Raw genomic sequence first — 12,958 nt, 5'->3', positions numbered from 1 at the left:
CCGTCCGGCGGCTCGTACGTTTGAGCGTTTACGGCACGGGCTAGGTTGGAGCACATGGCTTCCACGCATGTGACTTCCGCCCGAGGAGCCGCCCAGGTGCTGGTCGCGTCGAACCGCGGGCCGGTCTCCTACGCCGTCCAGGAGGACGGTTCGCTGCGCGCCAAACGGGGCGGCGGCGGGCTGGTCTCGGGTCTGTCGGCCATCGGGCCGGACGCGGGTGCGCTGTGGGTGTGCTCGGCGCTGTCCGACGGCGACCGGGAGGCGGTGGCCCGCGGGGTCGGCGAGGACGGCGTGCGGATGCTGCCGATCCCGGCCGAGGTGCACGCGGACGCGTACAACGGGGTCGCGAACTCGGTGCTGTGGTTCGTGCACCACATGCTGTACCAGACCCCGCTGGAGCCGGTCTTCGACGCCGGTTTCTGGCGGCAGTGGGAGAACTACGGCCGCTACAACCGGGCCTTCGCCGAGGCGCTGGCCGACGAGGCGGCCGAGGGCGCGGCGGTCCTGGTGCAGGACTACCACCTCACGCTGGTGCCGGGTCTGCTCCGCAAGCTCCGGCCCGACCTGCGCATCGGCCACTTCTCGCACACCCCCTGGGCGCCGGTGGACTACTTCCGGATGCTGCCCGACCGGGTGGCGACGGAGGTCCTTGAGGGCATGCTCGGCGCGGACCGGCTCGGCTTCCTCACCCGGCGCTGGGCGGACGCCTTCACGGCGTGCGCCACGAAGCTGGCGGGCGGTCTGGGCGGTACGCAGGTCGGCGTGCACGGCCTGGGCGCGGACGCGGAGTTCCTGCGGGCGAGGTCCCACGAGCCGGACGTCGAGGAGCGCATCGAGGCCCTGCGCGCGGAGATCGGCCCGGCACCGTCCGGCGAACCGCGCCGCACGATCGTCCGGGTGGACCGTACGGAGCTGTCGAAGAACATCGTCCGGGGCCTCCTGGCGTACCGCCAACTGCTCGCCGACCACCCCGAGTGGCACGAGCGCGTGGCCCATGTGGCCTTCGCCTACCCCTCCCGCCAGGACCTCGCGGTCTACCGCGACTACACGGCGGAGGTCCAGCGGGTGGCCGACGGGATCAACGCCGAGTACGGCACCCCGACGTGGACCCCGGTGGTGCTCCACGTCAAGGACGACTTCGCCCGCTCCCTGGCGGCCTACCGCATCGCCGACGTGGCCCTGGTCAACCCGGTGCGCGACGGCATGAACCTGGTCGCCAAGGAGGTCCCGATCGTCTCGGACGAGGGCTGCGCCCTGGTCCTCTCCCGCGAGGCGGGCGCCCACGAGGAACTCGCCGAGGACGCCCTGGTGGTCAACCCGTACGACATCCTCGACACCGCGCAAGCCCTCCACACGGCCCTGCTCATGCCCCAGCCCGAACGCGCGGAACGCAGCAAGCGCCTGTCGGCGGCGGCCACGGCCCTGCCCCCCAAACAGTGGTTCCTGGACCAACTGAACGCACTGACGGCCTGAGGAACACCGGGGACTTACCGGGCCACGTGCACGGCCCGAAGCCCCGCACGGTCACGACGAGCGGCACGCCACAAGCACCCGCCCGGAGGTCCCCCTCCCGACCCCGCCGCCGGGCCAGAGCCCGCAGTCGGGAGCGCACGGCACCCCCGGCCCGTCGGCGACCGCCAGGCCACCGTGGTGCCCGCCTTCAGCCGCGAGCCCCCGGCTGCCACTGGCCCAAGGCACCGCGGGTCCCTCAAGCCCGCCCGCCAAGCCGCGGCCCGGCGCCACGCCACCACGGCGCCCGGTGAAGCCGTCGGGTCGGCCCCGGTGCCTCGTGGGCGACGCCCTACAGGGCCTCCGCCAGGGCCCGTAGCAACCCCGCCACCGCCTCCGGCCCCGGTACCACCACGTCTGCCTTCTTCGCCAGGTCCGGGACCTCCTCGCTGCCGCTGCAGATCAGCAGGCCGGGGGTGCCCTCCGAGCGGAGTTGTTCGACCGCGGCGTAGGCCGGGAGGTCGCCCAGGTCGTCGCCGGCGTAGAGGATCGAGCCGGCGTCGGCCTCGCGGGCGTAGTCGAGGAGGGCCACGCCCTTGTCCATGCCCGGGGGGCGGAGTTCCAGGACCATGCGGCCCGGCTCGACGATCAGGCCGTGGCGGGCGGCGAGGTCGTCGAGCGGCTTGCGCAGGGCCTCGAAGGCGGCCTGCGGGTCGGCGGCGCGCCGGGTGTGCACGGCGACCGCGCGGCCCTTCTCCTCGATCCAGGTGCCCTGCCAGGCGCCGACGCCGTCGAGGACCCCGGGCAGTTCGGCGCGGGCGGCGGCGACGCCGGGGTCGGGCGCGGGGGCGGTGACCGTACCGGTGACGGCGTCCCAGCGCTCGGCGCCGTAGTGGCCGAGGACCACCAGATGGTCCAGGCCGGCAACGCCCGCGAACCCGCCGTAGCGGACCGCGACGCCCGCCGGGCGGCCGGTGACCACCACCACGGAGGCCACCTTCGGCGCGAGCGCGGCGAGCGCGGGCACCGCGTCGGGGTGGGCCCGGGCCTGCTCGGGGTCCGGCACGATCGGCGCGAGGGTCCCGTCGAAGTCGAGCGCGATCACCGCCCGCCCCGGATCGGCGAGAATCGCGTCGAGCCCGGCCCGTCCAGCGGGCGTCGCGGGCTCCGGCAAGGCGGTCGAATCCGTGTGGCTGCCCATACGAGGGACCCTATCCACCCAGCGCCCCGCGAATCATCGCTCCGCCCGCCGCGCCTCCCGCACCCGGCGCAGCCGGTTCACCGTCACCGGGTCGTGGGCCAGCGCGCGCGGGTCGTCCAGCAGGGCGTTGAGGAGCTGGTAGTAGCGCACCGGGGACAGGTCCAGTTCCTCGCGTATCGCTCGTTCCTTCGCGCCGGGCGTCGGGAAACCGCGGCGCTCCAGGGCCAGGACGGACTGTTCCCTCGGGTTCAGTGGTTCCTGGTTCACGGGACGAACCGTAACCGGCGCCACTGACACCCGGCCCTCACACCCGGCCCTACTCCGCCGTCTCCTCCTTCGACGCCCTCGCCTGGAGTTCGCCCAGGACGGTGGCCGGGTCACCGCCGTAGGCGACCGCGCCGCCTATCTTCTTCTTGATCTCCGCGTTCACCGCCGCCCAGGACGTACGGCCCACCGGGTACAGCTCGGAGGTCGGCAGCGCCTCCAGGAACGGCTTGAGGTGCGCGTCCTCCTTCGCCTCGCTCATGACGTCCCACACCGGCATCGTCACCGGCAGCAGGTCGTACCGGCGGGAGAACTCCAGCACGTTCTCGTCCTCGTAGACGAAGTCCAGGAAGTCCCCGGCCTCCTCCGCGTGCCCGTTCTGCTTGAAGGCCATCATCCAGTCGGCGACGCCCATGGAGATCCGGGTCGGCCCGTCCTCGCCGGGCATCGGCACCATGCCGAACTTCACGCCCTTGTCCTCCGCGGCCTTCATCAGCGTGGGATGCCCGTTGAGCATGCCGACATCGCCCTCGGTGAACGCCTCGAAGGCGTCCGCGCGGTTGAGCGACCGGGGCGCGACCGGCCCGACCAGGTCCTCGCCGACCAGCTCGGACTTCAGCCAGTCGAACGTCTTGACGTTCTCCGGGTCGTCGATGCTGTAGATGCCCGCGTTGGTGTCGGTGTAGCCGCCCCCGCCGCTGAGCAGCCACTGCATGGTCTCGGCCTGCGCCTCCTCGGGCCCGAGCGGCAGCGCGTAGGGGAACTTCACGCCGTCCGCCTTCAGCGCCGCGGCGGCCGCCTTCAGCTCCGCCCAGGTCTTCGGCGGCTGGAGGCCGGCCTGGGCGAACAGGTCCTTGTTGTAGAAGAGCAGCCGGGTGGAGGAGGCGAACGGCATCCCGTACTGCTCCCCCTTCACCGCCCCCGCGGAGGCGAGCTGCGGCAGGAAGTTGGCCTGGGTGGTGATGGAGAGCAGCTCGCTGGCGGTGTAGAGCTTGTCCGCCTTGGCGTAGTCGGCGTACGCGCCGATCTGCGCCAGGTCGGGCGCCTTGTCCGCGTCGACCATCTCCTTGACCTTGCGGTCGACGTCCGTCCAGGAGTACACGCTGACCTCGACCCGCACATCGGGGTGGTCCTTCTCGTACGCCTCGACCAGCGCGTCCCAGTACTTCTTGGAACTGTTCCCCGCACTGTCGCCGTAGTCCGCGGCGACCAGCCTCAGTGTGACCGGGTCCGATCCACCGGTCACCCCGCAGCCGCCCAGGACCGCCGTCACGCCCAGCGCGGACAGCACCGCGACCATCCCTGTGCTCCGACGCCGCATGTAATACCTCAGCCCCAAACCAGCCCGTCGCGAAAAATTTCGAAGCAAACCATAAGGTCTACACCACGTAGTGGACTAGACCTCTTACCGGTACAAGGGTCACACTGTCCCCCGTGAGACATGTCATCGCCCTCGACGTGGGCGGCACCGGGATGAAAGCCGCCCTGGTCGGGGCGGACGGCGCGCTGCTGTACGAGGCGCGCCGCCCGACCGGGCGCGAACGCGGCCCCGACGCGGTCGTCGCGAACATCCTCGACTTCGCCGCCGAACTGCGCGCCCACGGCGCCGAGACCCTCGGCGAGCCCCCCGCCGCGGCCGGCGTCGCCGTCCCCGGCATCGTCGACGAGGCGGCCGGTGTCGCCGCCTACGCCGCCAACCTGGGCTGGCGCGACGTTCCCCTGCGCCGCCTGCTCACCTCCATGCTCGGCGTCCCGGTCGCCCTCGGCCACGACGTGCGCACCGGCGGCCTCGCCGAGGGCCGGATCGGCGCGGGCAAGGGCGCGGACCGGTTCCTGTTCGTGGCGCTGGGCACCGGCATCGCGGGCGCGATCGGCGTGGACGGGCGCGTGGAGGCCGGGGCGCACGGCTTCGCGGGCGAGATCGGCCATGTCGTCGTACGCCCCGGCGGCCCCGAGTGCCCCTGCGGCCAGCGCGGCTGCCTGGAGCGGCTCGCCTCCGCCTCGGCGGTCTCCGAGGCGTGGGCGGCGGCCAGCGGCGACCCGGACGCGGACGCCGCGGACTGCGCGAAGGCCGTCGCGTCCGGCGACCCGAATGCCGTACGGGTCTGGCAGCAGGCCGTGGACGCGCTCGCCGACGGCCTGGTCACGGCGCTCACCCTGCTGGACCCGCGCACACTGATCATCGGTGGCGGCCTCGCCGAGGCGGGGGAAACCTTGTTCACACCGCTGCGGGACGCCGTCCGGCAGCGGGTCACGTTCCAGAAGCTTCCGACGATCGTCCCGGCGGCCTTGGGGGACGCGGCGGGATGCCTCGGCGCCGGGCTACTGGCCTGGGATCTCCTCGACACTACTGACGGCACGGAGGTAACGACCTGATGGCAACTCCCCCAGGGGCGCGGAGCGGCGCCGACACGCGGCTCCGCACCGGAGCGCAGACGATCCTCAAGGGTGCCCGGGTGGCACTGCCCGGCGGGGTCGTCGACAACGGCGAGGTGGTCGTCGAGGGCGACCGGATCGCCGCGAACGCTCAGGAGAACGCCCAGGTCATCGACGTCACCGGCCACTACGTGGTGCCCGGCTTCGTCGACATCCACAACCACGGCGGCGGCGGTGCCAGCTTCACCTCCGGCACCGTCGAGGACGTGCTGACCGGCATCGACACCCACCGCAGGCACGGCACGACCACCCTGGTCGCCTCCACCGTCACCGGCGACATGGACTTCCTCGCCCAGCGCGCCGGGCTGCTGTCCGAGCTGGCCGAGCAGGGCGACCTGGCCGGCATCCACTTCGAGGGGCCGTTCATCTCCCCGTGCCGCAAGGGCGCGCACTCCGAGGAACTGCTGCGCGACCCCGACCCGGCCGAGGTGCGCAAGCTGATCGACGCCGCCCGCGGCCAGGCCCGGATGGTCACCCTCGCCACCGAACTCCCCGGCGGCGTCGACTCGGTGCGGCTGCTCGCCGAGCACGGGGTCATCGCGGCGATCGGGCACACGGACGCCACGTACGAGCAGACCGTGGAGGCGATCGACGCGGGCGCCACCGTGGCGACGCACCTGTTTAACGCCATGCCCGCGCTGGGTCACCGGGCCCCGGGACCGATCGCGGCGCTGCTGGAGGACGAGCGGATCACCGTCGAGCTGATCAACGACGGCACGCATCTGCACCCCGCCTCCCTCCAGCTGGCGTTCCATCACGCGGGCCCCGACCGGGTCGCGTTCATCACCGACGCCATGGACGCGGCCGGCTTCGGCGACGGCCGCTACATGCTCGGCCCGCTGGAGGTCGAGGTCGCCGACGGTGTGGCCCGGCTGGTGGAGGGCGGCTCGATCGCGGGCTCCACCCTCACCCTGGACCGCGCCTTCAAGCGCGCGGTGACCCTGGACGGGCTCTCCGTCGAGGACGCGGTCACCGCCCTGTCCACCACCCCCGCCCGGCTGCTCGGCATGTCCGACTCGATCGGCTCCCTGGAGCCCGGCAAGTACGCCGACCTGGTACTCCTGGACGCCTCCTTCGACGTGAAGGGCGTGCTGCGCCGGGGGGTTTGGGTGGTCGAACCCCACCTGGTGTGATCCGTCCGGTAACAGACAGGCGGCGGCCGTCCCGAGGGCTGGGACGGCCGCCGTCTGTTTGGCATGATCAGGATCGGAAGAGTCAGCACCGCTTTTCGGGGGGAGGTCGGTCCGGGGTGATCCTCACGGTCACGCTGAACACCGCTCTCGACATCACCTATCGCGTACGGGGGCTCAAGCCGCACGCCTCCCACCGGGTCACCGGGGTCCTCGAACGCCCCGGCGGCAAGGGCCTGAACGTGGCACGGGTCCTGGCGGCCCTCGGCCACGAGGTGACGGCGACCGGCTTCGCCGGCGGGGCCACGGGCGACGTCGTACGCGAACTGCTCGCCGCCACCGAGGGGTTGCACGACGCCCTCGTCCCGCTCGGCACCGGCGCCACGCGCCGCACCATAGCCGTCGTGGACGACGTGACCGGCGACACCACCCAGCTCAACGAACCGGGCCCGGCCGTCACCCCCACCGAATGGGCCGCCTTCCAGCGCCGCTACGACGACCTGCTGCCGTCCGCCGACGCGGTCGCCCTGTGCGGCAGCCTCCCGCCGGGCGTCCCGGTGAACGCGTACGCGGGTCTGATCCGCACCGCCCGTGCGGCGGGCGTCCCAGTGCTGCTGGACACCAGCGGCGAGCCCCTGCGCCGCGCGGTCGCCGCCCGCCCCGACATCGTCAAGCCCAACGCCGACGAACTGGCCGAACTCACCGGCTCCCACGAGCCGTTGGGCGCCGTCCAGGACGCCCGCCGTCGGGGCGCCCACGCGGTGGTCGCCTCCCTCGGCGCGGAGGGCCTGCTGGCCCACACCCCGGAGGGCCGCTGGCGCGCCACGCCCCCGGCCTCCCTGCACGGCAACCCGACGGGCGCGGGCGACGCGGCAATGGCGGGCCTGCTCTCGGCCCTGGTGGAGAACCTCCCCTGGCCGGACCGCCTGACCCGCGCGGCAGCCCTGTCAGCGGCGAGCGTCCTGTCCCCGGTGGCCGGGGAGTTCGACCGGGGGACGTACGAGGAACTGCTGGGGCGGGTGAAGGTGACCGGGGAGGTCAGCGCGGCCTAGTTCTTGACGTTCCCCGCCTTGATCCACATCTGGTCCAGCAGGACGTCGCACTTGTCGCCGTTCTCACAGGACAGGGTGAGGGTGTTGGTGCCCTTGTTGAGTGCCGGATACGAGAAGGTGTCGGCCCAGCCCTTCTCGTAGTCGCCCTCGGGTGCGTGCGCGAAGTTGGAGAAGTTGACCTTGGTCGGGAAGACCTTGCCGTTGACGGTGAGCGTCATCGACTGGTCCTTGCCGGGCACGCTGAACCGCGTGAACAGCGTGTAGGGGCCGTCCTCGGGGATGTCGTCGACCGTCCAGGTGACCGAGGCGCCGGGCTGGTTGAGGCCCGTGACATACGTGCCCGCGTTGGCACCCTGCACGTCCGACGCCGTGGTCACACCGGGCGAAAGCCGCAGCGCCTTGGCGTCGATCTCCGGCAGGTCCTTCGGCTTCTCCTCCTTGGCCTCCTTGGAGGGAGTCGACTCCTTGGTCTCCTGCTGGGTCGGGGTGGAGCCGCCGGCCTGGTTGTTGTCGTCGGGCTCGTCGTCGCCGCCCGCCATGGCCACCGCGATGCCGATGACCACCGCCGCGACGACAGCGATGGCGCCGATCAGCAGGCCCTTGGTGTTGGGCCCGCCGCCGCGGCCGCTGCCGCCGCTGTACGCCGGGGCCTGCTGGGTGGTCGGAGCGCCGCCGGGCAGGGTCTCCGGGGCCGCGTAGTGGGCGTTCGGCTGGCCGTAGGCACCCTGCTGCTGCGGAACCTGGCCGTACGCGGCCGTCGGCGCCGCCTGCTGGCCGTACTGCCGCTGGCCGACCGAGCGCACCCGGTTGACCGAGTTCGGGTAGCCATAGCCCCCGGACGGCGGCTGGGCCCCGTTGGCCTGCCCGTCGGCGTAGAGGTAGCCGAACGGGTCGTCGTCCTCGGGCGTATCGGCGCCGTTGTTGCCGGACGTCATCCCTAGGTCTCCTCACCAGGTGCGGGCGGATTCGGTACGTGTGACGAAGGGCGAGCCTACCCGCTCCAGCTGACCCAAACGGGTGACTCGGACCTCATCAGCTCGCTGACCTGGGGATCAACCCGCGCGTCTGTGCTGTTTGGGACGAGATCGTTTCTCTACGTACATCCGTTCGTCGGCGGACTTCAGCACTTCGTCCGCCGTCATCCCGCAGTGCGCCCACCCGATGCCGAAGCTGGCGCCCACCCGCACCGCCCGGCCCTCGGCGCGGATCGGCTGGATGATCTCGTTGCGCAGCCGTACGGCGAGGTCCTGGGCGTCGGCCTTGCCGAGCCCGTCGGCGAGGATCACGAACTCGTCGCCGCCGAGCCGGGCCACGGTGTCACCGTCGCGCACGCCCCGCGACAGCCGCCGGGCGACCTCGATGAGAACCGCGTCACCCGCGTTGTGCCCGAACCGGTCGTTGATCGACTTGAAGCCGTCGAGGTCGCAGAAGAGCACCGCGAGCCCCTTGGTGCCGTCGTCGCGCTCGCTCTCGGGGGCGACGGTGTGCACATGGTGGTCGTAGCCGTCGAGGACGTCGGTGCCGGGGAAGTCGTCGAAGCCCTGGACGTTGACGTCGTACCCGGGGTGGCCGTAGGCGGCGTCCAGGGACTCCAGCGCGCCGGCGTGCGCGGGGCGCCGGCAGAGCCGGGCGGAGAGCCGGGCGCGCAGCTCGGCGGAGTTCGGCAGGCCGGTCAGCGAGTCGTGGGAGGCGCGGTGGGCGAGCTGGAGCTCGCGGCGCTTGCGCTCCTCTATGTCCTCGACGTGGGTGAGCAGGAAGCGCGGCCCGTCGGCGGCGTCGGCGACCACGCTGTTGCGCAGGGACACCCAGACGTAGGTGCCGTCCCGGCGGGCCAGCCGCAGCTCCGCCCGGCCGCCCTCGGCGGAGGTGCGCAGCAGGGTGCCTATGTCCTCGGGGTGGACCAGGTCGGAGAAGGAGTAGCGGCGCATCGCGGAGGCCGGGCGGCCGAGCAGACGGCACAGGGCGTCGTTGGTGCGCAGGATGCGGCCGTGCTGGTCGCCGCCCATCTCGGCGATGGCCATGCCGGAGGGGGCGTACTCGAAGGCCTGCCGGAAGCTTTCCTCGCTGGCCCGCAGGGCCTGCTGCTCGCGCTCAAGCCTGACCAGTGCCCGCTGCATATTCGCACGTAGACGCGCGTTGCTGATCGCGATGGCGGCCTGGAACGCGTACATCTGCAGGGCCTCGCGCCCCCAGGCGCCGGGCAGCCGGCCGTTGCGCGGGCGGTCCACGGAGAGCACGCCGATCAGCTCGCCGCTGCCGCCGCCGTGCACCCCGGGGGTGTACATGGGCGCGAAAAGGCGGTCGGAGGGGTGCCACTCGTCCTCGAAGCGCGGCGCGGGGCCGTCGGTGTACCACTGCGGGACGTCGTCGTCGTCGAGGACCCAGCCCTCGGTGTGCGGGATGAAGACCAGGTCGCCCCAGCGCTCGCCCATGCTCAGCCGCCGCTCCCAGGACTCGCGGGAGCCGGTGCGGCCGGTGATCAGCGCCTCGGCCGCGGGGTTGCCGGCGAGGGCGGCCACGACCAGGTCGCCGTCCTGCCGGACCAGATTGACGCAGGCCAGCTCGTAGCCGAGGCCGGTGACCACGCCGTCGGCAACGGTCTGCAGTGTGTCCGCCAGGCTGCGCGCGGTGTTCATGTCCGCCATGACCTGGTGCAGTTGTCGCAGGGTCGCAAGACGGACGTACGGCTCCGACTCGGTCTCCATGCTCGCCCTCCCCCCGAGACCTCGCAGCGAATCAAGGGTTCTCATCGGCGTATCGTTGTGGCAGCTTCCCAGCCACTGAATCACAGCGCGCTGCCCACTCGGTACACAGGGTCAACAATTAATGGCTCTTGTGACTCAAGTCACAGCAAAAGATGAACAATTGAGTGGGATTTCTGTGTTTTCCCGGTGCGTTTACTGAACACAAAGTGTTCGCCCGGCCGAAGAGGCTGCCGTTGAGGTCGATGAGGTCCTCCGCTGGTCCTAGGTCCCGTCTCGGCCCCCCGCCCGATGCGACGCCCGCGTGGCGCACACTAGCGTCTCCAGCGTGCCGAAGACTCCCCCAGCCGCACTTCCCCCGATCACCGCGTCCGCCCTCGCCGGGCATGCTGAGGGGGTGAGCAACGACGAGTTCCGCGCCGCCATGTCCCGGCTGGCCGCGGGCGTGGTCCTGGTGACCGCGTTCGAGCCCCCGCTGGCCCCGGACGGCCCCAAGGGCGAGGACGTGGGCATGACGGCCACGGCCTTCCTCTCGGTCTCCCTGGACCCGCCCCTGGTGCTGGTCAGCCTGCGTACCGGGGCCCGTATGGACGACCTGCTCGACGAGCAGCCGCTGTGGGCGGTCTCGGTGCTGTCCGAGAGCCAGCGGCACATCGCCGGCCGCTTCGCGATGAAGGGCCGGATCAGCGACCGGCTGCTGTTCGAGGACATCCCCTACGTCCGCGGCGAGGCGACCGGCGCGCCACTGGTGGGCGGCGCGCTGGCGCAGTTGGAGTGCCGGACCGAGCAGCGGGTGGAGGCGGGCGACCACACGCTCGTCATCGGCCGCGTCCTGACCGCGCGCGTACCGAGCGCGGAGGGGGGACCGCTGCTGTATTTCCGCGGTCGCTATCGCCAATTGGGCTGAGCGGAATTCAAATGACGGAGCGTGAAGCGCCGCCCTAAGGTGCGGCCATGACGACCGCCGCCGCACAACCGCGCCTCGATGTCCTGACTCCCGCGAATATCGAGGCCGCCCTCGCCGTCCGGGTCCGCCCCGAGCAGGAGTTCGCCGTGGACCCGGTGGCCAAGTCCCTGGCCGAGGCCTATGTCTGGCCCGGCGTGGCCTGGCCCCGGCTGATCGTCGACGGCGACCGCGCGGTCGGCTTCGTGATGGCCTTCCTCGACATCGACTGGCGCGGCGACGGCAGCGTCATCCGCTCCGGCCTGTGGCGGCTGAACATATCCGCCGGGGAACAGCGGCGCGGATACGGCCGGTTCGCGGTCGAATCGGTGGCGAACGAAATCCGCGACCGGGGCGGCAGGGAAATGTACGTCACCTGGCACGAGGGCCCGGACGGCCCCGCGGACTTCTACCTGGGCCTCGGCTTCGAACCGAACGGGGAGAAGAGCGAAGGGGAGACGGTGGGGGTGCTGAGGCTCTCGTAGCCTCGAAGCCCCTACGTCCAGTCCCGCCCCGAGCGGCCCCGCTTGGTGTCCGAGCGCTGCTTCTTCTCGCGCAGGCGGCGCTCGTTGATGCCTCGGGGGATACGGGTCGGCTTGCGCGGCTTGGGCGGTGGGGCGGTCGCCTCCGCCAGCAGGGACGCCAGGCGTACGGCGGCTGTTTCGCGGTTGCGCCACTGGGAGCGGTGCTCGGAGGAGCGGACGGTGAGGACGCCGTCGACGAGGCGGCCCGCGAGGCGTTCCAGGGCGCGCCGCTTCCACACCTCGGGCAGCGCCTCGGTGCGCGCGAGGTCGAAGCGGAGTTCGACCTGGGAGTCACTGGTGTTGACGTGCTGACCGCCGGGCCCCGAGGAACGCGAGAAACGCCACATGAGCTCGGCCTCGGGCAGCGAGACGGAGCCGCGGATGACGTGAGGACCGGACATGGGGTCCATGTTCCCCGGTCTGTCCGGTCCACGTCACCCCAATATCCGCGCGGGTGCCGAGCGGGTGCCGCGCCGTTACCGCCGTTCGCATGGCGGTTGGTAAAGAAAGTAAAGACACCTGGAACCTTCGCCACCCCTCTCCGCGTTCATAGGGGTAGCTGTAGCTTCAAGGCCGTACTGCCGTACGCAAACGAGGGAAGGGACTCCCAACAATGGCTGTAAGCCTGTCCAAGGGTGGCAACGTCTCGCTCACCAAGGAGGCTCCGGGCCTGACCGCCGTCACCGTGGGCCTCGGCTGGGACGTCCGCACCACCACCGGCACGGACTTCGACCTCGACGCCTCCGCCATCGCGGTCAACACGCAGGGCAAGGTCTACTCCGACGCCCACTTCGTCTTCTTCAACAACAAGCAGACCCCGGACCAGACCATCGTCCACACCGGTGACAACCGCACCGGTGAGGGCGCGGGCGACGACGAGGCCATCAACGTCAACCTGGCCGGCCTTCCCGCCGACGTCGACAAGATCGTCTTCCCGGTCTCGATCTACGACGCCGAGAACCGCTCGCAGAACTTCGGCCAGGTCCGCAACGCCTACATCCGCATCGTCAACCAGGCCGGCGGCGCCGAGATCGCCCGCTACGACCTGTCCGAGGACGCGGCCACCGAGACCGCCATGGTCTTCGGCGAGCTGTACCGCAACGGCGCCGAGTGGAAGTTCCGCGCCGTCGGCCAGGGCTACGCCTCGGGTCTGGTGGGCATCGCCCAGGACTTCGGCGTCAACGTCTGATCCAGGACACCGACGCACCCCGAACCCCCGGCTCCGGCCGGGGGTTCGACCGGGGCACCCGCGGCACG

Annotated in this window: 13 protein-coding genes; 7 read left to right on the top strand and 6 right to left on the bottom strand. The window is 71.7% G+C overall.

Going from position 1 to position 12,958, the window contains the following annotated elements:
- Positions 1-54 precede the first annotated feature (54 nt).
- Complete coding sequence (locus GA0115233_RS19720) at positions 55-1,473, top strand: alpha,alpha-trehalose-phosphate synthase (UDP-forming) (RefSeq protein ID WP_176711869.1); 1,419 nt, start codon at positions 55-57, stop codon at positions 1,471-1,473.
- A 328-nt stretch (positions 1,474-1,801) separates the two neighbouring features.
- Here the strand turns inward: GA0115233_RS19720 and otsB are convergent, their stop codons facing one another.
- Genes otsB through GA0115233_RS19705 form a run of 3 tightly spaced genes read right to left on the bottom strand, consistent with a single transcriptional unit; the run spans position 1,802 to position 4,214 of the window.
- A complete protein-coding gene (gene otsB / locus GA0115233_RS19715; RefSeq protein WP_093721571.1) occupies positions 1,802-2,650 on the bottom strand; it encodes a trehalose-phosphatase in 849 nt (282 codons plus the stop codon).
- Positions 2,651-2,683: 33 nt separating this feature from the next.
- Positions 2,684-2,917 (bottom strand): DUF3263 domain-containing protein, encoded by a 234-nt coding sequence (locus GA0115233_RS19710; protein WP_093721570.1) that lies wholly within the window; start codon positions 2,915-2,917, stop codon positions 2,684-2,686.
- A gap of 49 nt (positions 2,918-2,966) precedes the next feature.
- Positions 2,967-4,214: an extracellular solute-binding protein gene (locus GA0115233_RS19705; protein WP_250742424.1), complete on the bottom strand. Its 1,248-nt coding sequence runs from the start codon at positions 4,212-4,214 to the stop codon at positions 2,967-2,969.
- Positions 4,215-4,348: 134 nt separating this feature from the next.
- Between GA0115233_RS19705 and GA0115233_RS19700 the strand changes: the two genes are divergently transcribed.
- From GA0115233_RS19700 to GA0115233_RS19690, 3 genes are all read left to right on the top strand, one after another.
- The gene (locus tag GA0115233_RS19700) at positions 4,349-5,290 is read left to right on the top strand and encodes an ROK family protein (RefSeq protein WP_093721568.1); all 942 of its coding nucleotides are present in this window, start codon (positions 4,349-4,351) and stop codon (positions 5,288-5,290) included.
- A gap of 62 nt (positions 5,291-5,352) precedes the next feature.
- On the top strand, positions 5,353-6,483 hold the full coding sequence (nagA, locus tag GA0115233_RS19695; RefSeq protein WP_093721613.1) for an N-acetylglucosamine-6-phosphate deacetylase: 1,131 nt from the start codon (positions 5,353-5,355) through the stop codon (positions 6,481-6,483).
- Between the two features lie 116 nt (positions 6,484-6,599).
- Positions 6,600-7,532, top strand: coding sequence for a 1-phosphofructokinase family hexose kinase (locus GA0115233_RS19690; protein ID WP_093721567.1), 933 nt, complete (start codon positions 6,600-6,602; stop codon positions 7,530-7,532).
- On the opposite strand, the gene GA0115233_RS19685 is transcribed toward GA0115233_RS19690, so the two are convergent.
- On the bottom strand, positions 7,529-8,467 hold the full coding sequence (locus GA0115233_RS19685; RefSeq protein WP_093721566.1) for a carbohydrate-binding protein: 939 nt from the start codon (positions 8,465-8,467) through the stop codon (positions 7,529-7,531). The genes GA0115233_RS19690 and GA0115233_RS19685 overlap by 4 nt on opposite strands.
- A 117-nt stretch (positions 8,468-8,584) precedes the next feature.
- Entirely contained in the window at positions 8,585-10,237 is a 1,653-nt protein-coding gene (cdgB, locus tag GA0115233_RS19680; RefSeq protein WP_093721565.1) for a diguanylate cyclase CdgB, read from the bottom strand.
- Positions 10,238-10,631: 394 nt separating this feature from the next.
- Between cdgB and GA0115233_RS19675 the strand changes: the two genes are divergently transcribed.
- Positions 10,632-11,141, top strand: a complete 510-nt coding sequence (locus GA0115233_RS19675) for a flavin reductase family protein (RefSeq protein WP_313895846.1) — start codon at positions 10,632-10,634, stop codon at positions 11,139-11,141.
- Positions 11,142-11,188: 47 nt separating this feature from the next.
- On the top strand, positions 11,189-11,662 hold the full coding sequence (locus GA0115233_RS19670) for a GNAT family N-acetyltransferase (protein ID WP_093721563.1): 474 nt from the start codon (positions 11,189-11,191) through the stop codon (positions 11,660-11,662).
- An 11-nt stretch (positions 11,663-11,673) separates the two neighbouring features.
- Here the strand turns inward: GA0115233_RS19670 and arfB are convergent, their stop codons facing one another.
- Positions 11,674-12,111 (bottom strand): alternative ribosome rescue aminoacyl-tRNA hydrolase ArfB, encoded by a 438-nt coding sequence (arfB, locus tag GA0115233_RS19665; RefSeq protein ID WP_093721562.1) that lies wholly within the window; start codon positions 12,109-12,111, stop codon positions 11,674-11,676.
- Positions 12,112-12,314: 203 nt separating this feature from the next.
- Between arfB and GA0115233_RS19660 the strand changes: the two genes are divergently transcribed.
- Positions 12,315-12,890, top strand: a complete 576-nt coding sequence (locus GA0115233_RS19660; protein ID WP_093721561.1) for a TerD family protein — start codon at positions 12,315-12,317, stop codon at positions 12,888-12,890.
- The last annotated feature ends 68 nt before the right edge of the window (positions 12,891-12,958 follow it).

This window comes from Streptomyces sp. DI166 (genome assembly GCF_900091315.1).
In the GTDB taxonomy this organism is placed as follows: Bacteria; Actinomycetota; Actinomycetes; order Streptomycetales; family Streptomycetaceae; genus Streptomyces; species Streptomyces fuscus.
This window is presented reverse-complemented; position numbering and strand designations above follow the sequence as displayed.